This is a genomic window from Thermotoga profunda AZM34c06 (assembly GCF_000828675.1).
Taxonomy (GTDB): domain Bacteria; phylum Thermotogota; class Thermotogae; order Thermotogales; family DSM-5069; genus Pseudothermotoga_B; species Pseudothermotoga_B profunda.
On the sequence record NZ_AP014510.1, the window covers coordinates 2,014,478 to 2,033,446 of the forward strand.

Annotated in this window: 17 protein-coding genes and 1 pseudogene; 8 read left to right on the forward strand and 10 right to left on the reverse strand. The window is 37.1% G+C overall.

All coding sequences use genetic code 11. From position 1 onward, the window contains the following. The first annotated feature begins 166 nt into the window (after positions 1 to 166). The 3 genes from TSP02S_RS09820 (at position 167) to TSP02S_RS10810 (ending at position 3,063) form a co-directional block, all read left to right on the forward strand. A complete protein-coding gene (locus TSP02S_RS09820; RefSeq protein ID WP_232503705.1) occupies positions 167 to 667 on the forward strand; it encodes an NUDIX hydrolase in 501 nt (166 codons plus the stop codon). Next, positions 664 to 1,851: a dihydropteroate synthase gene (folP, locus tag TSP02S_RS09825; RefSeq protein ID WP_082026021.1), complete on the forward strand. Its 1,188-nt coding sequence runs from the start codon at positions 664 to 666 to the stop codon at positions 1,849 to 1,851. The genes TSP02S_RS09820 and folP overlap by 4 nt, the downstream gene beginning before the upstream one ends. A 258-nt stretch (positions 1,852 to 2,109) precedes the next feature. Then, the gene (locus tag TSP02S_RS10810; protein ID WP_052465433.1) at positions 2,110 to 3,063 is read left to right on the forward strand and encodes an HD-GYP domain-containing protein; all 954 of its coding nucleotides are present in this window, start codon (positions 2,110 to 2,112) and stop codon (positions 3,061 to 3,063) included. A 4-nt stretch (positions 3,064 to 3,067) separates the two neighbouring features. On the opposite strand, the gene abc-f is transcribed toward TSP02S_RS10810, so the two are convergent. After that, the gene (abc-f, locus tag TSP02S_RS09835) at positions 3,068 to 4,810 is read right to left on the reverse strand and encodes a ribosomal protection-like ABC-F family protein (protein WP_041083703.1); all 1,743 of its coding nucleotides are present in this window, start codon (positions 4,808 to 4,810) and stop codon (positions 3,068 to 3,070) included. A 123-nt stretch (positions 4,811 to 4,933) separates the two neighbouring features. Next, complete coding sequence (locus TSP02S_RS09840; protein WP_232503706.1) at positions 4,934 to 6,115, reverse strand: ATPase; 1,182 nt, start codon at positions 6,113 to 6,115, stop codon at positions 4,934 to 4,936. 170 nt (positions 6,116 to 6,285) lie between these two features. On the opposite strand from TSP02S_RS09840, the gene TSP02S_RS10880 reads away from it, so the two are divergent. The 3 genes and pseudogenes from TSP02S_RS10880 to TSP02S_RS11240 all read left to right on the forward strand — a co-directional run bounded on the left by TSP02S_RS10880 (position 6,286) and on the right by TSP02S_RS11240 (position 10,598). Next, on the forward strand, positions 6,286 to 8,877 hold the full coding sequence (locus TSP02S_RS10880; protein ID WP_070104627.1) for a glycosyltransferase: 2,592 nt from the start codon (positions 6,286 to 6,288) through the stop codon (positions 8,875 to 8,877). A 170-nt stretch (positions 8,878 to 9,047) separates the two neighbouring features. Continuing rightward, positions 9,048 to 9,527: pseudogene (locus tag TSP02S_RS11235) on the forward strand (flagellin N-terminal helical domain-containing protein); the annotation flags it as partial. 810 nt (positions 9,528 to 10,337) lie between these two features. Beyond that, positions 10,338 to 10,598: a flagellin gene (locus tag TSP02S_RS11240; protein WP_408645549.1), complete on the forward strand. Its 261-nt coding sequence runs from the start codon at positions 10,338 to 10,340 to the stop codon at positions 10,596 to 10,598. Between the two features lie 66 nt (positions 10,599 to 10,664). Here the strand turns inward: TSP02S_RS11240 and TSP02S_RS09855 are convergent, their stop codons facing one another. Genes TSP02S_RS09855 through TSP02S_RS09865 form a run of 3 tightly spaced genes read right to left on the reverse strand, consistent with a single transcriptional unit; the run spans position 10,665 to position 13,119 of the window. Continuing rightward, positions 10,665 to 11,927, reverse strand: a complete 1,263-nt coding sequence (locus TSP02S_RS09855; protein ID WP_041083709.1) for a sensor histidine kinase — start codon at positions 11,925 to 11,927, stop codon at positions 10,665 to 10,667. 5 nt (positions 11,928 to 11,932) lie between these two features. Beyond that, complete coding sequence (locus TSP02S_RS09860; protein WP_041083710.1) at positions 11,933 to 12,604, reverse strand: response regulator transcription factor; 672 nt, start codon at positions 12,602 to 12,604, stop codon at positions 11,933 to 11,935. Beyond that, the gene (locus TSP02S_RS09865; protein ID WP_041083711.1) at positions 12,601 to 13,119 is read right to left on the reverse strand and encodes a hypothetical protein; all 519 of its coding nucleotides are present in this window, start codon (positions 13,117 to 13,119) and stop codon (positions 12,601 to 12,603) included. Before TSP02S_RS09865 ends, TSP02S_RS09860 begins: the two co-directional genes overlap by 4 nt. Positions 13,120 to 13,377: 258 nt before the next feature. On the opposite strand from TSP02S_RS09865, the gene TSP02S_RS09870 reads away from it, so the two are divergent. Further along, positions 13,378 to 14,235: a DUF4382 domain-containing protein gene (locus tag TSP02S_RS09870; protein WP_041083712.1), complete on the forward strand. Its 858-nt coding sequence runs from the start codon at positions 13,378 to 13,380 to the stop codon at positions 14,233 to 14,235. A 31-nt stretch (positions 14,236 to 14,266) separates the two neighbouring features. Next, positions 14,267 to 15,118 (forward strand): NAD(+) synthase, encoded by an 852-nt coding sequence (gene nadE, locus TSP02S_RS09875; protein ID WP_041083713.1) that lies wholly within the window; start codon positions 14,267 to 14,269, stop codon positions 15,116 to 15,118. A gap of 100 nt (positions 15,119 to 15,218) precedes the next feature. Here the strand turns inward: nadE and pyrE are convergent, their stop codons facing one another. The 5 genes from pyrE to TSP02S_RS09900 are packed head-to-tail and all read right to left on the reverse strand — an operon-like array spanning position 15,219 to position 18,947. Then, a complete protein-coding gene (gene pyrE, locus TSP02S_RS09880) occupies positions 15,219 to 15,785 on the reverse strand; it encodes an orotate phosphoribosyltransferase (RefSeq protein ID WP_041083714.1) in 567 nt (188 codons plus the stop codon). Beyond that, positions 15,778 to 16,386, reverse strand: coding sequence for an orotidine-5'-phosphate decarboxylase (gene pyrF / locus TSP02S_RS09885; RefSeq protein WP_041083715.1), 609 nt, complete (start codon positions 16,384 to 16,386; stop codon positions 15,778 to 15,780). Before pyrF ends, pyrE begins: the two co-directional genes overlap by 8 nt. Further along, on the reverse strand, positions 16,383 to 17,210 hold the full coding sequence (locus TSP02S_RS09890; RefSeq protein WP_041083716.1) for a tRNA-dihydrouridine synthase: 828 nt from the start codon (positions 17,208 to 17,210) through the stop codon (positions 16,383 to 16,385). Before TSP02S_RS09890 ends, pyrF begins: the two co-directional genes overlap by 4 nt. Further along, positions 17,201 to 17,854 (reverse strand): iron-sulfur cluster-binding protein, encoded by a 654-nt coding sequence (locus TSP02S_RS09895; RefSeq protein WP_041083717.1) that lies wholly within the window; start codon positions 17,852 to 17,854, stop codon positions 17,201 to 17,203. The genes TSP02S_RS09890 and TSP02S_RS09895 overlap by 10 nt, the downstream gene beginning before the upstream one ends. Then, positions 17,817 to 18,947, reverse strand: coding sequence for a dihydroorotase (locus TSP02S_RS09900; RefSeq protein WP_041083719.1), 1,131 nt, complete (start codon positions 18,945 to 18,947; stop codon positions 17,817 to 17,819). Before TSP02S_RS09900 ends, TSP02S_RS09895 begins: the two co-directional genes overlap by 38 nt. Positions 18,948 to 18,969: the final 22 nt, after the last annotated feature.

Sequence of the window (18,969 nt, forward strand, 5' to 3'; positions counted from 1 at the left end):
TAGAGCTTGAGAATACATCTTTTCTTTTATTTTATCATCATATTTCAAAAATGTCAAATCACGATTCTTCATTACACTGACCGTTTTGTATTAATATAACTTAATTATAGTTATCTTTATAAGGCATCATCTACCCTTAATATGTATAATTCAAATTGAGGTGAAGGTGATACACAAATCGGCTGTTTGCGTGCCAATCTTTTTCATTGATAATGAACCTTACCTGATTCTCATAAGAAGATCTCGAAAACTCAGGCGCCATCCGGGACAAATAAGCTTTCCCGGAGGTTTCATCGAAAAAGGCGAAAGTGCACTCCAAGCAGCAGTTAGAGAGATGCAAGAAGAAATAGGTGTAAAAGACAATTGCTTTGTTGTCCTTGGTAAATTGTCCTGTACAGTAACGGTAACCTCTTCTGTGGAGATAACACCATTTTTGGTTGTTATCAATTGTGGAGAATTTCATCTAAACAAAGATGAAGTTGAAGAGATATACTTTGTATCGCTCGAGTTGTTTAAAAACACAAAATGTGTCAAGATTGTAATGCCGAATGGTAATGTGACCTGTCGTTACTCTCTGCGTGAATTAGTCGTTTGGGGTGCTACAGCGAGAATCATAAATAAATCACTCTCACAAATAGAACAAATGTTAAAAGAGGTGAAAAAATGAATGATTTCATTGTCTGTAAAATCGAGAATCCTTTGAATTTTCTGCAAAAAGTTGGAGTTGATCCTGCATCGATACCGATCTTTGCAAGGAAAGGTTCCTTTGTGAGTCTTTTGATATACGATGTACCTGTCATTGCGGCAAATGTCATCAAGCAGGAAATGCTTGCGGCAGGAGCGGATGCAGCAGTTCACAAACACACCATTACGCACAAGGTTGAAAAAACAGATGTATTAACAATGGGCACATTGGGTCAACATCAAAAATTGATAGATAAACTCTCAAAAATGAATTACTGGGGCTTAAATGAGATTGCGAGACAGATCGAAGAATGTTTGTTCAAAGAACATATCAAACAAATTGAATTACCTTCAGGCAAAAAACTCGTTTTTGATAAGACACTTATCATGGGTATAGTGAATTTGACACCAGACTCATTCTATGAAAAAAGTAGGGTTGATAAAGACAAAGTCATCGATTCAGTTTCAAAGATGATCAATGAAAAAGTTGACATCATCGATGTAGGTGGAGAATCGACAAGACCTGGTTCTGAAAGAGTAACTGAACAAGAAGAGCTCGACAGAGTTATTCCAGCGATAGAACTCATCAAGAAAAACTTTGATGTAATAATCTCGGTGGACACCTACAAAGCCAACGTGGCAGAAGAAGCGTTGAAGATTGGGGCAGATATAGTCAATGACATAAGTGCACTCAAATTCGACGAAAGAATGGCACAAGTTGTGTCAAAATACAAACCTGCCGTGGTCTTGATGCACATGAAAGGTGAACCAAAGACGATGCAACAAAACCCATATTACGAAGATGTAGTAAAAGAACTGCTCCTATTTTTTCAAGAAAGGCTCCAATTCATGAAAAAACTGAATCTCGACGATAGAGTGATCATAGACCCAGGTATTGGTTTTGGAAAAAGACTACAGGACAATCTTGAAATCTTAAGAAGAATCGAGGAATTCAAAACTTTTAAAGTACCTATTTTGATTGGTGCATCGAGAAAATCCTTCATTGGAAGCCTCTTAGACGGCATTCCACCTGAAGAAAGGTTATATGGTACCTTGGCTGTCAGTGCGTATTGTGCAATGAAGGGTGTACATATCATAAGAGTACACGATATCTCGCCAAACCTTCATGTAACAAAGGTCATTTCACAGCTTTGTTGTCCCAAGTGAGTGATCAACATTTTGATTTTTTGACTGATACATAATCAAAAATATGCATTAATTCCCCTTATCAAAAGAATAATGTCATTTTGTTTACTGTTGTATATAAAATAACAATATTCAATATTACAATACCAACTTACTATTTTCTTCAACATATTAAGAAAATATAAATTAAATTGAATGTAATACAAAACCGTTCTAATATAAGTAAGAAATTTTTTCAAAGGCTGTGGAAAAAGTTATATTTTATCAGGAGATCATTCTATGGACAACAAAATCCTGTTCATAACTGCTAATCCAAATAAATACTGTGATTGTAATGATCTAAATGCCGAGAAATATCAGAACTTAGATATCGCCTTAGATAAAGACACCGCAATGAGGTTATTACTCAGAAATAGCACCTGTTATGAATCTATCTTGATAGATTGCGCGAGTTTTTCCTGCGAAGATCTTTCCGATTTTGTACGAACGGTTCGAGATAGAATTTCCCCGATTCACCCAAAGATTGTAACTATCAAAGCAAAACTACCCGAGAGAGAATTGATTTTACTTGGAGTAGATGAGATCATACAAAATTTCGATGCGAACCTTGCTGACCTGAAAAGCTATCCACGATTATTTGAAATTCCAACACTTGCATTCATAGAATTCTTGATGGATATCGTAAAAACAAAAGACAATTCTTTGTTTGATCATATGAGAAGAGTCAAGACATTCACAGCATTGATCGCAAGACTTTGCTACGAGAAAAATCTCATAGACCACGATACTTATGAAAATACGGTTCTTGCTTCTTTCTTCCATGATCTTGGAAAGATGTTCATCCCCGAAAGTATTTTGCACAAACCATCGAGATTGACACAAGAAGAATTTCAAGTGATGATGCGGCATACAACCCTTGGTGCAAATCTGTTTGAGAAGGCACTCCGATCAAATCCCAAAAATAATCTTTTGATCACGCTATTTCAGGTTTCGAAATATCACCACGAAAGATACGATGGCAAAGGTTATCCTTGTGGTTTGAGTGGCGAGCAGATACCCCTTCCTGCACGAATAGTTGCTATTGCCGACGTTTTCGAAGCTCTAATTGCCACCAGACCTTATCGCGATGCGCTCAGTCCTCAGCAAGCTGTTCAAATAATCAAAGAAGACGAAGGACATTTTGATCCAAATGTTCTTGAAATCTTTCTAAAAAATACCGATCTATTTGTGTAGTCTTTCAAAGATCTTTGTGCTCCAATTCTGTCAATTTTTGATTTAGTTGTTCGATTTCTTCGAGTATCTGCAGTATTTTCTGTTCCAAATTTTCTTTCTGTTCATTCAATTTGATGACCTTGTTATAGTCGCTGGTTGTGAAGAGTTTTTCTTCAATCTCAGACAACTCACAGCTGAGCGACCTCTCAAGAGCCTCCAATTCCTGCAATCTCGTCCTCATACCCTTGATCTGATTTCTCAACCTTTTTTTCTCGTCAAACCCGCTGTTGACTTTTTTGATCATCGTTTGACTTTTCTGTACTTTGAAAAACAAAGGTTCATCAACTTCTATTAATGAGCCATCTTTTATCGTCAAAAATCTATTACAAACATTTTTGATCAATTCAATATCATGAGAGACAATCAGCACATTTCCCTCATATTCCTTAAGGGCTTGTTCAAGTGCCTCAACGGCTGAAAGATCCATGTGGTTAGTTGGCTCATCCAGTATCAATAAATTCGGTCTTCTAAGGAGTATTTTTGCGATCGCGAGCATTTGCCTTTCACCACCACTTAAATCAGAAACATTTTTAAAAACATCCTCGCCCTTAAAACCAAATCTACCAAGATATGCCCTTATCACATAATCTGGTTGTTCAGATAATTCTTCAAATATTTCATCAAAAACACTGTTTTCTCGATCAAGTTGTTCAATAAACTGATCAACATATACAACTTTCACATTATGACCAATCTTGACCGTCCCTTGATAATCAATCTGCCCAGTTATGATCTTCAACAATGTCGTTTTCCCAGAACCGTTGGGTCCAATCAGAGCTATTTTGTCCTTTGCATACATCGTGAAGGTAACATCTTTGAGTAAAGAATTCCAAGAAATATTCTTGCATTCAAGCACAACATGTCCCGTGCTTTCTGGCAAAGGTATATGTATCGTTTTTTCCTGCTCTTCTAAATATTGTGTTGGCATATTTTCGAGTTCTTCAAGCATTCTATCAAGCATCTTTTGCCTACTTTTTGCTTGCTTAACTGCCTTATCTCTGCCCCATTTTTTGTACTGGTCGATTATCTTTTTCAATCTCTCTATTTCTTTCTGCATATTCGAGAGCTGCTTTTTTTGTGTCTCAATGATCAATTTTCTTTGCACGCGATAATTATCAAAGCTCATATCAAATACCCATATACGTTCATTGTTGATTTCCCAGAATTTATCACAGACATTGCGTAAGAAGTCCCTATCATGCGCTATAACGATATATCCTCCTCTAAAATTTTTCAAAAGATTCTTTAAATGTTCTATGCCTTCTATATCAAGGAAATTGGTTGGTTCATCCAACAAAAGAAAATCTGGCTCCTCGATGAAAAGTCTTCCCAACTGAAGTTTTGTCCTCTCTCCTCCACTGAAAGTAGAGATCGATCTGTGCCAATCCTCTTCTGAAAAACCAAAGCCTTTCAATATACTGCGAACATTTTTCTGCTTTTCTGGTGTGTCGGCTGCTTGTGAATAATATTCAAAAGGTGTTTGTGCATCAAAGGATCTGTATTGATCAAGGTAGGTGATTTTCCCATTCGTAGATATCTGCCCATCATAATCTTTAAACAACCCAGCTATGGCTCTCAAAAGCGTGGTCTTACCACTACCATTTTTCCCAATAAGACCTATCCGATCATTATCAAGCACAGATGCGTTGAAACCACAGAACAACGTTCTATCAGCAAAAGATACACAGAGATCTTTTATCGTTATCATCTACAGCGCTCCTTGATATGGCAAAATCATTTAGAATTATAGCATCTGATAGTCCAATGAACCCTCATGCTCGACATCGTCGACAAGCTCGACAAAATTTGGACAGCCTCAACAGTTGGAATATCAAGCATTTTTGATATACCTGAACTTTCCAGACATCATAATCAAGCTGTTTCTCTTGATCAAGATCTTCTTATTCAGTAATTGTTCAATAATGGAATACGCCGTTGTTCTTTTCATACCAGAGTCTCTAAGAACTTCAACTGCTTTGTCCCTGGGTCCCTCAAAATTTCTGAGTCTATCCAGAGCCAACTTCTGGTTGTCAGTTAGAAATAATTGATCAGCATAGTATTCTTTGATAATCTTATCTATCGTACTGAGTATGTGCTTTCTCTCCAGTTTTGTTTCATTTACATTTTCAAAAACCGTTTTGTTCATTATCCATATTGCGTCCCTCGGGTTTCCATCGGAAAAATCTGCGGCAATATCAAAGACATCGTTCTGAATGATCTCTATATAGTTAGAGAGTCTTTTTACAAGAAGTTCTTTTATATCACTTTTGTTCAAAGGACTGAGAAAAACAATGTCCTTGAAGATATTTTCAAGATTCCCAGATTCATTCCACCTGAGTCTATCAAGACCATATTCTCTATAGATACTATACGGCAGTGAAAGAATGACTACAAAATTATCAAAGATCAATTCCTTTTTAAGGCTGTCAAGAATTCTCAAAACATCCTCTTTTTTCTCCTTATCAAGTTCATCAACAATTAGTGCAAACTTTCCCTTTACATTAGTCACTAACTGGATCAACTCTCTTAGGCTCTCTTTCGCAGCATAGAAATTGAATCTTGGAATCTGATTTTTTTGAATGTTAAAATTTGCTGAAGCGACCATAGAAAATCCCAAGGAAAAACCTTTGATGATCGAGACCTCCTCACTTAAACGATTTGCTATCTCTTTCGCTTTTTGAGATATCTTGGGTTCATCTTCTAAAGATTTTGAAAGATTATAGACCAGGTCGTACAGAATACTCTCCATGGATTCTCTGAGCGAAATATTAATCATCCTTATAAAAACATCTTTTGCTCTAACAAAATTCAACACCGTCGATTTTCCAATTCCTGTTTCTCCTGCAACACCATATATGCCAAAAGGCTGGTATAAAGCGATCTTGTTCAAAGACTCGATTTCTCTCTCCCTGTTGACAAGATACCTTTGATCATGAAAATCAATTGGTTTGTCCATCAAATAGTTCAAAAGCTCACTCAATGGCATATCATTCACTCCATTCAGATAATTCATCGACATTGTCGACAAGCCCGACAAAATTTGGACAGCCTCGACAGTTGATCAATACTGAAAAAATTATATCACTTTCCATGGTATAGACCCGATGACCAACTCAAAAAGGATTTTCATAATAAATGTAGAAATCTTATATAAAGACGATAATAATCTTAGGAGTGTTGACAGTGGAAATATTTGAAAAAATTTTTCAATTGATTCAACTAAGCGAATTTTCAAAAGCAAGAGAATTAGCTCAGAATATATCAACTGATGTCGATAAAAAAAATACACTTGGAATAATATCTTTCTATGAAAGAAATATCGATGATGCTATAAAGTTTTTTGAAGAAGCATTGAAAATAGACCCAACACATTCAGATGTGCTCTTTAATTATTCAAAAGCGCTTTTCGAGAAGGAAGAATATTTTGAATCCTGGAGATATCTGACAAGGATATCAAAGAAAACATGGGAAGTTTACGATATGCTTGGTGATACTCAGCTAAAGCAAAATAACCCTGCCATGGCATTACACTATTATAAAAAAGCCTATGAAATGTCCAATATCAAAGAACTCAAAGAAAAATACGAGTCCATCAAAAAACAGAGCCTTAGAAATGAAAAACTCGCCATATTTTGTCTTCCTGGCTTGGACAATTTCATAAGAGATATCCCAGAGATCCTATCAAATATCTATGAAGTAAGACTTGTTGTAACAACAGACAGTAAGCAGATCGTTGAAGCTTATAACTGGGCAGATATCATTTGGTTAGAATGGGCAAATGAAATGGCGGTGGAGATAACGAATAAATTACAAAAGACAAACAAGTACATTGTTTGTCGACTTCATGGTTACGAATCTCTCAGAGAGGACTTATTAAAGTCTATAAATTGGCGTGTGATCGATGTGATGATTTTCGTTGCGGACAATGTACAAAAGAGTGCGTATGAAAACATGCCAAAATTGAGAGAAATACCCTATCAAATCATATACAACGGTATTGATCTAACCAAATTCAAATTTAAAAGGTATAACAAAGGAACGAATCTGGTCTTCGTCGGACATTTCAATTACAAAAAGAATCCAGTTTTAGCAGTTCAGATATTGAAAAAATTATGTGATCTGGACAAAAATTATAAATTGTTTTGGGCTGGTCAAATGCAAGATCAGAGAACCTTCAATTACGTGAATTACGTAATAGAGAAAATGGGAATAAAATCGAATTTTCAATTTGACGGTTTTCGGAAAGATATAGATCTTTATTTAGAAGACAAAAACATTTTTCTTTCAACAAGTATACACGAAGGTTATGGCGTCGCTATTCTTGAATCAATGGCAAAAGGTATCAAGCCAGTTATACATAATTTCTACGTTGCAGAAGAGTTCTATCCCAAAGAATATATCTTCAACACTATAGACGAAGCTATTCAGATGATAACAGGCGAGGACTACGATTCTGAGAAATATCGCTCATTCACCGAGAAAAACAGTTCGCTTGAGAGACAAATAAAGAAAATCGCAGAGATTTTGGAAGAGAAGAGAATTCATCTTGAATACAAATTTTCACCACATGCTTCATGTAACATCTTGAGAACTGATAATCTTTCACTTAAAGTTGTGGATCCAATTGAAACTGATATAATCGTGAGGTTGCAAACTTATGAAACGGATCTTGAATCTGGTTTGAAACGTATTAAAGCACCCATTAATCAAGTTGATCCAAATCTCTTAATTTCAGATGAAAACATCGAATATATGGTCGATTTTCTGGAAAAATTCATAAAACATGGTTTTGCATATCAGAGAACACTTTACTATGCATTTCTGAAAGATATGTATGAAAAATCCTTGTACAAAAAACCTCCAGAACAAATAATTGATGGATTTCTAAAACTCTATCAATCTATTAAAAATTCAAAGCAAATCTACAATCCAGTTGTCGCTTTTATTAATGAAGGACTAAAGGGGGTAAGTTTTCATACTGGTCAGAAAACAACTGTGGAAATACCTGAGGATGTATCTTTATTGGTAGTCAGTGGCAGGTATAGAGTAGCCATAGCAGTTTTTTTAGGTTTTGAAGTAGTACCCACTTACATTGCAAAAAATAGATTCAAGAGCAGTCCAAGTGAGATCTTTTCAATTCTTCCAATTTACTGGAAATACTATCTCCAGGAAAAAGAAAAAGAATATAAAAAATTGATAGAATCAACTTATGTTGGCTCATTTAAATCTGATTATCAATTACACATGGATCCAATGAAAAAGAAAATTGTAGCCGATTTCATTTTGAAAGTTAAGCCAAGAAAAATTATAGATATTGGATGTAATAAGGGCGAACTATCTTATGACTTTATGAAATACGGTATCGAAGTACTTGGAATAGACATATCATCAAGAGAATCATTGAATCTACCCGGTGACTATCCATTCGTTCAAATGAACATTGCCGAACAAGATTTTCCTTTCAATGCAGATGTGATACTTTTTTTAAGTGTTTATCATCACTTGGTATACAATTATGGATTAAAAAGAGCCGATGAAATCTTTTTCAGGCTATTGTCAAAAACAAAATACTTGATCTTTGATTCGGGACATTCTCAAGAAAGAGGTATCTACAGACAAAACTGGATAAACGAACTACGAAAATATTTTTCATCCGAAAAAGAACTGTTGGATCATTTTTCTATTCCATACGAAACTCTTGGTAAATGGAAAACACCTCAGGGTGATGAACGAACAATAGTCGTTTTCACAAATACTTCGTATGTTCGTCAATAAAATATTCTCCGATAAAAACTTTTCCTTTGCGGAGGTTTGAGTCACCAGTCTATTTTATTCCCTAAAGCCTTTTAATAATCCGTCGATATAAATAATGAACTCCCATAGGCGCCTGTGGGTTAAAGGTAACTGCCAGGAAGGCAGTACAAAAAACAAGGAGGTGTGGTTTAATGAGGATCAATCACAATATCAGTGCGTTGAATGCTTGGAGAAGCATGAGTGAAACTCAGTACACAATGAGCAAAACACTTGAGAAACTCTCTTCAGGTCTGAGAATCAACAGAGCAGGAGACGACGCAGCGGGTTTGGCAATCAGTGAAAAGATGCGCGGCCAGATCAAAGGTTTGGACATGGCTGTTAAGAACGCACAAGATGCAATATCACTGATCCAGACTGCAGAAGGTGCATTGACAGAAGTTCATTCAATACTCCAAAGAATGAGAGAACTCGCAGTTCAAGCAGCATCTGACACAAATACCAACGTCGATAGAAACCAAATACAGGCAGAGCTCGACCAACTCAGACAAGAAATCGATAGAATCGCAAGAACAACAGAATTCAACACCATGAAGCTGCTTGATGGAAAAATTGAAGGTTTCAGGCCGCAAGCAGATGTAAAAGTAGTTACAGGTGGAAATTTCAATCTTCAAGCAGTACAGTCTGGAGATTTGAGTGGAATTCAGTTAGCACAGACTGGAGCTATTACCAATGCTGCTGTGAATTTATCAATAAATGGAGTAAACCTTGGTAGTGTTTCGATTGATGTGAGCGGCCCGACAGTATCAATATTGGCTGGTGGAGAAACAATAGCCTCATTCACAGTAAGTGATGATGCCGCCAACATTAGTTTTTCAACCATAATAAGCGGCTTGAGATTTGATTTTGTAGTTTCTGATGCCAGCACTGGAGTTACAGTAGTTAATGCCTTAGTTAATTCTTTAAGGATATCGGTGGCAACCTCTGTAGCAATAAATTTTGCCGATGCAAACGAGGGCTCTTACGTTGTCGAGGTTGGTCAGTTCGCCGGAGCGGGTACAAGCGCCCTGGACGTCAGAATCAACTATTTCAATGAAACAGGGCTTGCATCTGCACCAATTGTCGATTTTGCACAAGGAAAAGCTGTATATGGAACAATATCTGGATCCATTACTTTCAATACTACCGATGATACTTTCGTATTCAATATAACTGCCGGTGAAAAAGGTACGATCTTCACATGGTCCACAAATGTGTATGACATCAACAGCTTTGGTGGAGCATTACCAGAAGAAGAGGTCGTCGATACAGGAGCCGTGAGAGCTGAAGAAAGGTGGTATCAAGACACCTCGCTGATCTTCCAAATCGGTGCTAACGAAGGTCACAACATGATCGCTGGTCTTGATGATATGAGAGCAGCTGCACTTGGTATCACACCAGAGTCACTCGTAGTCACAGATCAGAACAAGGCAGAAAGAACTATCATGGTGATCGATGCAGCAATTCACAAAGTCAGCAGCGCAAGAGCACAACTCGGTGCTGTACAAAACAGGTTGGAGCACACAATAAGCAACCTTGGAGTAGCAGAAGAAAACTTGACGGCAGCAGAATCTCGTATCAGAGACGCAGACATGGCAAAGGAAATGATGGCATTCACCAAACAACAGATACTGATCCAGTCGAGCATGGCGATGTTGGCTCAAGCGAACACTCAACCACAAACTGTATTACAGTTGATGAGATAATCTACCTGGTTCAATATTTAAAGGCGGGCAAGAGCCCGCCTTTTTTGTAGGTTCAAATCGATTTTCTTATATTGGTAAATACATGGTAAAACTGTTTAATGTATTGTACGAATACTCAATCTTTGCATGGTGTAGATCGGCAATTGCCTTGACCACGGCAAGACCAAGTCCAAGGCCATCGGCTTTCGCGTTTTTGGATCTGTAAAATCTCTCAAAGATCCTTTCTTTGTCTTCTTCACAAATTGGCTCTCCATAGTTTGAGACACTAAAAACTACAAAATCATTGTCCTTTGACAGACTCACCTTAACAGGTTTGTTTTCTTCAGAGTATTTACATGCATTTTCTATCAAATTGATAAAGGCATGGGAAAGAAGTCCCGGAACACACCTTGCCTTGATTTGAGCCGGCACATCCAAGATGAAGTCGGTCTTTGGAAATCTTTGCATGACCTGTTCCACGCTCTCTAAAACAACAACTGAAATATCTTCTTCCTGAAAACTATCTTCGCGCTGGTGCTGAGCTCGAGCTATGAGTAACAAAGATGATGTAATCTGAACCATAGTGTTGATGTTCTTCAACATCAGTACCAATTCATTTTTTATCTCCTGATTATTGACTTCTTTTAACATAACTTCTATCTGCGCCTTGACACTTGCGAGTGGATTTCTCAACTGGTGAGATAAGCTCGATGCGAATTCTCTGAGTTCTTCCATTGTGTTGTGAAGTCTTCTGAGCGCATCGTTTATCTGAAGTTGCAATACATGAGCTTCCTGACTCGTTGGTTGAATCTGTATTTGTCTTGCAAAACCTTTTGAAATATCGTCCATTTGTTTTCCTATCTCTTCGATTGGTTTAATCATTCTCTCTGTGAGATTCAAGCCAAACCGGTGTACAAGAAAACTCAACGATACAATCGCACTCGCCAACACTACCGCGAGTATTACAACCACCACAAAATGATCTTTTATATCTTTTGCAACTATCACTTTGTACGTTCCAGCTTGTGTTGCGTAAACTCTTTTGTACTTAATAGATGCAAAACCTTTGTGATCTACTGGAATCTCTTCTGAGACATTAAAACTCGCATAGGTTTTATCTTTCTCAAGAACCTGGAAAGAATAGTCTTTTTTTCCAAAGACCGCGACCAATTCACCAGAAGGGTTCTCCAAAAAATGTACAAGATCACTTGTGAACGCCAAAATTTCCTGGTCTATCTGCTTCATAGTGAGCCTTTCAACTGTGATCAAAAATGTCACTGCCATGGTGCACATCGAAATAACAAAGATGGAAAGATAATATCTTTCAATTACCTTCCTTAAAGACCGCATTTCAATCATTCCCTGTGAAATCTGTAACCAAGTCCCGCAACCGTTTCTATGTGCTTGTCATAGCCATAGGGTTTTAATTTGTTCCTCAAATAGAGCACATAGACATCTACCACATTACTTCTTATCTCTTTTTCATTTTCCCAGACTCTTTCTATTAATTCATCTCTTGAAAAAGTCAAATCAGGATTTCTCAAGAAAAGTTCAAGTAGATCAAATTCTCTCTTACTCAGTTTGACAATTTCGTCTTTGATTTTTACCTGCCTTGTTCTACTGTTCAATCTAAGGTCTTTAAAAACTACTTCTTCACCTTTTGTTAAATTGCTTCTTCTTATAAGGCTTTTGATCCTTGCAAGTAATTCGCGAAAATCAAAGGGTTTTGTTAGATAATCATCGGCACCGCTTGAGAGTCCTTTGACTTTATCATCCACGGCATCCAAGGCAGTTAACATCAAAACAGGGGTTTCAATCTGATTTTCTCTAAGTGTTTGAACAAATTCAAAACCATCAACACCTGGAAGCATCACATCCAAGACTATGCAATCATAACGATTTTCAAGAGCCATATCAAGACCTTCATCACCATCGGTTGATTCATCGACACTGTAACCTTCTTTTGTTAGAAATCTCACAACAGATCTGAGTAAATCTTGATTATCCTCAACAACAAGTATCTTCATCTTTTCTTATCACCACCCGACATCTTCAATTGCCCTTCTCTCTTTTGTGTCGAGAGTACTGCGGGCGTCTTTGTGCTGACATATGCAAGTTGTTCCTTTGATCCGACAAGCCATGTGCCCTCATCGTACAAAAAGGCAAAATAAATACCTTTACCTATTGAAACAAAAGCAAGTGAGATGGCATCTTTCAACGGTACAGTGTATGTGGGTGCCTGGTAAGTAACCTGCTGAGAAGAAAAGATCTTTCCAGTGTATGGATCAATTCTGATCTGGTTTTTCGTAGTCAAGACAACCCATATTGGTGAATTATTCACAAAATCAAGATAAGTGGCTATCACGTCTTTTTCTTTGGAGTTGTTTATGGCATCAAGAATAGATATCTTCAACGTATTCAAATCGAAGGTATTGTATAAATTATTGAGTTCGTTCACTCTTTTAATAACATTGGTGAGATCATTTTGCGCAATAAGGATGCTAACTACAATTAGTAACAACAAAACTACGGTCTTTCTCATTCGACCACCATCCATATAACTTTATCCAAGCAAGGTTAAAAAGTTATTAGATTTCTCTTATCTGAGTTAGTCCAAAAAGAGTATATCATTAAAGATCAAGTACGATATCTAACTTCTATACAAGTTAAAATATTTAAAAAATCATCTAATGGGTTATCTACTTATATGAAATTGTCTTCTTAAAATGGCTTTTCGTAGCTTATATTTCTAATCTTTTTTTAATAAATAGATAGTAGAGCACATCTTGGAGGTGAAATGATGAAGCAGTTATTCTTAGTGGTTATTGTATTATCTGTGCTTTTGATAACTGGCTGTATGAATCTTTCATCTTCAAAAGGTATGTTGACAGTCTATCTAACAGATGCTGTTCTACCAATAAGCGACGTACAGAGAATCGATGTGACAATCAACAAAATCTTGCTTATGAGTGATGCTGCATCGGTTGTAGTGACAGATGAAGCTACGACCGTCAACCTACTCGATTTGGTGGGTTCAGAAATAAGTTTTCCAACTCTTCAAACTTCGGGAACTTACACACAATTGAGATTAGAGATCGGCCAAGCAACGATAACTGTTAATAATTCGGAATATGAACTCAAGGTATCTTCCAATAGTTTGAAGTACCCATTCACAGAATCATTAGAGATTAACCAAGATACGATCCTGGTTCTGGATTTTGATCTCTCAAGACCTATAAAAGTCACAGGTAGCTGGGGCCAAGGACAAGGTACCCAACAAAGCAATAACACACAGTTTCACATGACTCCAGTGATTCATCTGAGACATGGTCAACTGTATGATATAACTGGTAAAGTAGTAGATAATAATTCTGGTGTAGCTCATGCACTTGTGGCTTTAACCAAAGATTCAACAGTGGTTGCTGCAACTTTCAGTCATGAAGATTCAAATAAATGGCAAAAAGGAGAATTCAAACTATCAAAAATCGAACCTGGAGAATATGAAATAAAGGTGTTCTTAAAAGAAACCTACGAATGTTGGGAAGATGAAGATATTGATCAATATATTTTGCAACACACACCAGACGCCACAAAAACTGTAAACCTTGAGTATGAAAATCTCGATGTAGGTGATATTTCTATTTCAAATCGAGTTTAGAAAATAAGATCAAATATTAAGGAGATTTGAAATGAATCATTTAGAAAAAATCTGTGATTTTATTTCATCTTTTGTGAACAAATATAATTACAAAGGTGTTGTAATAGGTATAAGCGGGGGAATAGATTCCACAGTTGTCGCATATCTTTGCGTGAAAGCCATTGGAAAAGACAGAGTCTTTGGTCTGATCTTACCTGAAAGGGATTCTTCAAAAGATTCCATAAAAGACGGTGTACTTGTTTGCAAAAGCCTGGAAATACCTTACAAAATCAAATCTATTACGCCAATTCTTAGAAAAATCGGTATTTACAAACTATTTCCTCCCGCTCTTATTTTTCCAAGATCGATCCAGGAAAAATACGTGCTTGGAAAATGGCAAAAATTGTCAAAAGACTCCTTCATAGATGATTTACTAAATCAAGGGAACGAAGAATTTCTCAAGGGTCTTGCTTACTATAGAATAAAACACAGAGTTAGAATGTGCAATTTATATTTTGAAGCGGAAAAAAGAAATTACGCAGTCGCAGGAACGACTAACAAGACAGAGATCTTAACGGGATTGTATGTGAAATGGGGCGATGATGCATCGGATTTTGAACCAATTGCACATCTTTATAAAACAGAGATCTATGAACTGGCAAAAGAACTGAAGGTACCAGAAAAGATTATCAAGAAAAAACCATCTCCAGATCTGATACCAGGTCTAACAGATGAATTTGTCTTTGAAATGAGTTATGAAAAATTAGACAGAATTCTAAAGAAAATAGAAAATAACTCAAAACTCGATGATGAAGATCCACAAAAGGTGCAGAGAGTCTTGAAGATAATCAAAGCAGCAGAAAAAAGAAAGATAAAAACAATTAAAATCACCGATGAATCCTGAGTTTGTGACGAATATAAAAGCAAAAAGCAAGCAAAAAAATCTGCTTTTTGCTCAAAGATTTTTTGATTTTTCAGCGATACCTAAGTGTAAAGTTCCCTGTTTAGTTTTTCTTTTCAGTTCTACTTCCTGGTTTTACAAGTTGTATCTTTTGTCTACACAATGGACAGTCATCTGGTTCGTAGATGGGTAATTCCAACTTCATCAGCGAATAAAACGGTACATCAAATGGCAATGGTTGTGTTGATCTGTCTATGATACTCGCTATACAGCAAATCTGTCCACCGTATTCTTTGACGACTTCTGCAACTTCAAGAACCGATTTCCCTGTGGTTGTAACATCTTCAACGATAGCCACTTTTTCATCTTTGTTGATGTGAAAATCTCTTCTCAATTTCATGATGCCATCTTCTCTCTCAGTGAACATTGCTCGTGCACCAAGATAGCGAGCAACAGCATAAGCAACAATAATTCCACCAAGTGCTGGTCCTATAACGACATCTGGTTTATGGTGTGATATTTTTTGTGCAATCATCTCACCAACTTTATCACCATATTCGGGTCTCTCGAAAATCTTTGCGCACTGCACGTATTTCGAAGAATGCTTACCTGAAGAAAGAAGAAAATGCCCTTCAAGTAACGCACCAACTCTGTAAAGTATCTCAAGCATGTAAAAACCTCCTTATCTGTTCCATTGTTGCTCTTGGATCTTCACTTTTATAAACTTCTCTTCCTATTACCGCAAAATCAGCAACTGTTTTTATATCTTCTAAACTCACCACATCTTTTTGATCATCTGCCTCTCTTTTCATTCTTACACCTGGAACCAGTATCTTTGTCGGTATCATCTCTCTTAAAGCTTTTGCCCACATACCAGGTAGGACAAAAGAACTTCCCAGATCTTTGAGAATCTTTATTTGATCCAGATAATCTTCAAGTTCGCCTTTTATCGATGTGAGCTTGATAACAGAAAAAATGAACTTATCAGTGCTTTCAATTGCCGCTTTAACTGAATCTTTACCTGCTACTGCATGAACTGTGAAACCTATGACACATGGATGATCCCACGATTTGATAGATCTCACCACCGTCGATGGAATATCGGTAAATTTGAGATCCACAATGACCTTGAGATTTCTTTTCTCAAATTCACCAAACACACCTTTGCCAAAAATCGCCACATTATGACCTATTTTGACATGTTCAAAGCTTCCATATTTTTCGATAAACCCAAATGGGTCCTCCATGTCCAAACTCAGCACAGGTATCATTCACAACACCTCCTGATGTACTTTGCGATTTTTTCAACTATCTGTGGATTTTTATAAATAGCCGTTCCAAGACTTATCGCATTGGCACCGACTTTGAAAAAATCATCTACATCTTTCTCATTTGTTATCCCACCAGAACCAATCACGTAAAGTTCAGGAACTTTGTTCTTAACTTCATAAACGGCCCTGAGCGCAATGGGTTTTAAAACAGGTCCTGAAATACCACCTTTGATCAATTTACCTTCTACAACTTCAAGTCCCCTGATCGTGTTGATGAGTACTATTCCATTCCAGCCATGATCTTTCACAATCTGAGCAACGTTTTCAACAAAATTACCTTCAACACCAACCTTGGCTATTAAAAAACCCTTCAAAACCTTTCTCAGATAGATCAACACCTCCTTGAAAGAAAAAAGATCAGAAAGAATATTTAGTCCACCATTCTTCACATTTGGACAGGAAAAATTGACTTCGATCGCTTCAAAGTATTTTTCATATGTTGCAATTTTTTGAGCCACCAACTTGTATTCTTCCGGATTGTCCCCACCAAGACTGAAGATTACCTTTACTTTTTCAAAAAGCTCTTCGTACTGATTTGCATTTAGATTTTCTATAAATGCATCTATCCCGATGTTTTCAAGACCTATGTTGTTTATCAAATAACTTTCAGTTGCAAAAAGTCTCGGTGGTGGATTCCCCTGTTTGGGAAACAATGTAACAGTCTTCAACGTGTAAGCACCTATGTATTTTGGATCGATCAACTTCAAGTATTCACCCATTCCACCTACACCAGATGCTATTACCAAAGGAGGATTTAATTCCATACAAGATCACCCCTGAAAACAGGACCATCGATACAAACATGCTTTATACCTTCCTTGGTTTGGATCGCGCATCCGCGACACGCACCTATTCCGCAAGCCATGTATTCATTGAAAGATAGATAAACCGGGGCTTTTTCACGTAGCAGGTTAAATGCCACTTTCTCCATCTGATCTGATCCGACAACGTAAAACCAATCATAACCATTCAAAGATTTGAGCAAGTTCACGAATTTTTCATTACCAAAGACAGTTTTGAATGGTATTTCCATCTGAAGTCTTTCGAGTGAACCTATGAAGACATCGCAACTATATCTTTGGTGAAGATCAAAAGCCATGGCGAGACATGCCGGTGTTGTTATCATCGCACCTTTTCCAGAAGGTGGAACAAAACCTCTTCCCAAAGGACCATGAGCTAAGAGCACATCTTGTTTGACTATGTACTGTGTTCCTTTACCGATTACCTGAATTCCTATTGCAAGATCGTCAAACCATTTTCCCAAAGCAAAAGGTTTTCTCACAACTGATGGTGTCTCGATCATGATGAATTGTGTTGGAGCAAAATCAATTTTTTCATTGAAAGTGATGATGAAACTATCTCGAGTTACTTCAAAGGTTTTTTTGACTGTCAAAGAGAAATTCTCCATCCCAGTACACCCACTTTCCCTTCAGTTTTACACCAATTACCTTCCCTTTCAATTTGATGCCGTCAAAGACACTGTTCTTGCCCTTGCTGTGAAAGATTTTTACATCAACTGTGTACTCAGCTTTTGGATCGATCACGGTGATGTCATCAGTATCAAAGACAGCTCCAAGTCCCAAAACCTTTTTTGGAGCGATAGTCATTTTCTCGATAGTTTTCTCAAGATCTCCAGTCGCCGTATAGAAAGCACTAAAAGCTGTCTCAATGCCACTTGTTCCATATGGTGCTTTTTCAAAATCAGATGACTTTTCATCATGAGGCGCATGATCAGTTGCAAAGACGTCTATAATATTCTTCCTGACGGCGTTCAGCAAAGCTTGTCTATCTTTTTCTGTGCCAAATGGTGGGTTCACTTTGAAATTCGTGTTTCTGATGTCTTCCATGGTAAAGAAAAGATGATGCGGTGTTACTTCACAAGATATCTGCGCATAGCTTTTAAGATACTGAATCGTCTCGATAGAAGATTTTGTTGTGACATGTTGAATATGAAATTTCCTAAAGCCATACTCTAAACCAAACATCACATTTCGAAAGATACTAATGGCTTCGCTGTTGACAGGACGTTTTTGTATATCCAAGGAAGTGCCTTCATAGAAAACACCACCGACTTCATAGAATTGACTGTGATCCAAGAGCAGATTTGGTTTTTTATATCTGAAAGCTTTTAAAATTTTTTGTGTATCGTATTCTATTCCATCGTTTGAATAACATAGGATTTTCTCGCCGTCTGGTTCTAACTCACCAAAAAAAGAGCAAGTCCAGTAATAGTCAATTATCTTGTCTTTTGCAAGGTCAAGGTGCATTTTAAAGACATCTTGAGTCTCAATCGGTGGTTTTGTGTTTGGTTGAATCAAAACAGCTCCGAATCCCCCAGCGATCGCTGCCCTTTCAAGTGTGTCGTAATCTTCCTGCCCGCACAATCTCACATGGGTGTGCATATCAAAAAAGGCAGGGCATGCTACAAGACCATCTTTGGATATAGGTGTATCGATCTCTATATCCCGCCATTTTTGAATCACAGGATCATAGAACTTCAACATCCATCCCCCCAAAATCCAA

Excerpts from the sequence above, each read along its gene's own strand:
- folP (WP_082026021.1), top strand. The coding sequence starts at position 664 with ATGAATGATTTCATTGTCTGTAAAATCGAGAATCCTTTGAATTTTCTG.
- TSP02S_RS09840 (WP_232503706.1), bottom strand. The coding sequence starts at position 6,115 with ATGAATTATCTGAATGGAGTGAATGATATGCCATTGAGTGAGCTTTTG.
- TSP02S_RS09895 (WP_041083717.1), bottom strand. The coding sequence starts at position 17,854 with ATGGAGAATTTCTCTTTGACAGTCAAAAAAACCTTTGAAGTAACTCGA.
- nadE (WP_041083713.1), top strand. The coding sequence starts at position 14,267 with ATGAATCATTTAGAAAAAATCTGTGATTTTATTTCATCTTTTGTGAAC.
- TSP02S_RS09860 (WP_041083710.1), bottom strand. The coding sequence starts at position 12,604 with ATGAAGATACTTGTTGTTGAGGATAATCAAGATTTACTCAGATCTGTT.
- TSP02S_RS09855 (WP_041083709.1), bottom strand. The coding sequence starts at position 11,927 with ATGCGGTCTTTAAGGAAGGTAATTGAAAGATATTATCTTTCCATCTTT.
- TSP02S_RS09865 (WP_041083711.1), bottom strand. The coding sequence starts at position 13,119 with ATGAGAAAGACCGTAGTTTTGTTGTTACTAATTGTAGTTAGCATCCTT.
- pyrF (WP_041083715.1), bottom strand. The coding sequence starts at position 16,386 with ATGATACCTGTGCTGAGTTTGGACATGGAGGACCCATTTGGGTTTATC.
- abc-f (WP_041083703.1), bottom strand. The coding sequence starts at position 4,810 with ATGATAACGATAAAAGATCTCTGTGTATCTTTTGCTGATAGAACGTTG.
- TSP02S_RS09870 (WP_041083712.1), top strand. The coding sequence starts at position 13,378 with ATGAAGCAGTTATTCTTAGTGGTTATTGTATTATCTGTGCTTTTGATA.
- pyrE (WP_041083714.1), bottom strand. The coding sequence starts at position 15,785 with ATGCTTGAGATACTTTACAGAGTTGGTGCGTTACTTGAAGGGCATTTT.
- TSP02S_RS09890 (WP_041083716.1), bottom strand. The coding sequence starts at position 17,210 with ATGGAATTAAATCCTCCTTTGGTAATAGCATCTGGTGTAGGTGGAATG.
- TSP02S_RS11240 (WP_408645549.1), top strand. The coding sequence starts at position 10,338 with ATGGTGATCGATGCAGCAATTCACAAAGTCAGCAGCGCAAGAGCACAA.
- TSP02S_RS10810 (WP_052465433.1), top strand. The coding sequence starts at position 2,110 with ATGGACAACAAAATCCTGTTCATAACTGCTAATCCAAATAAATACTGT.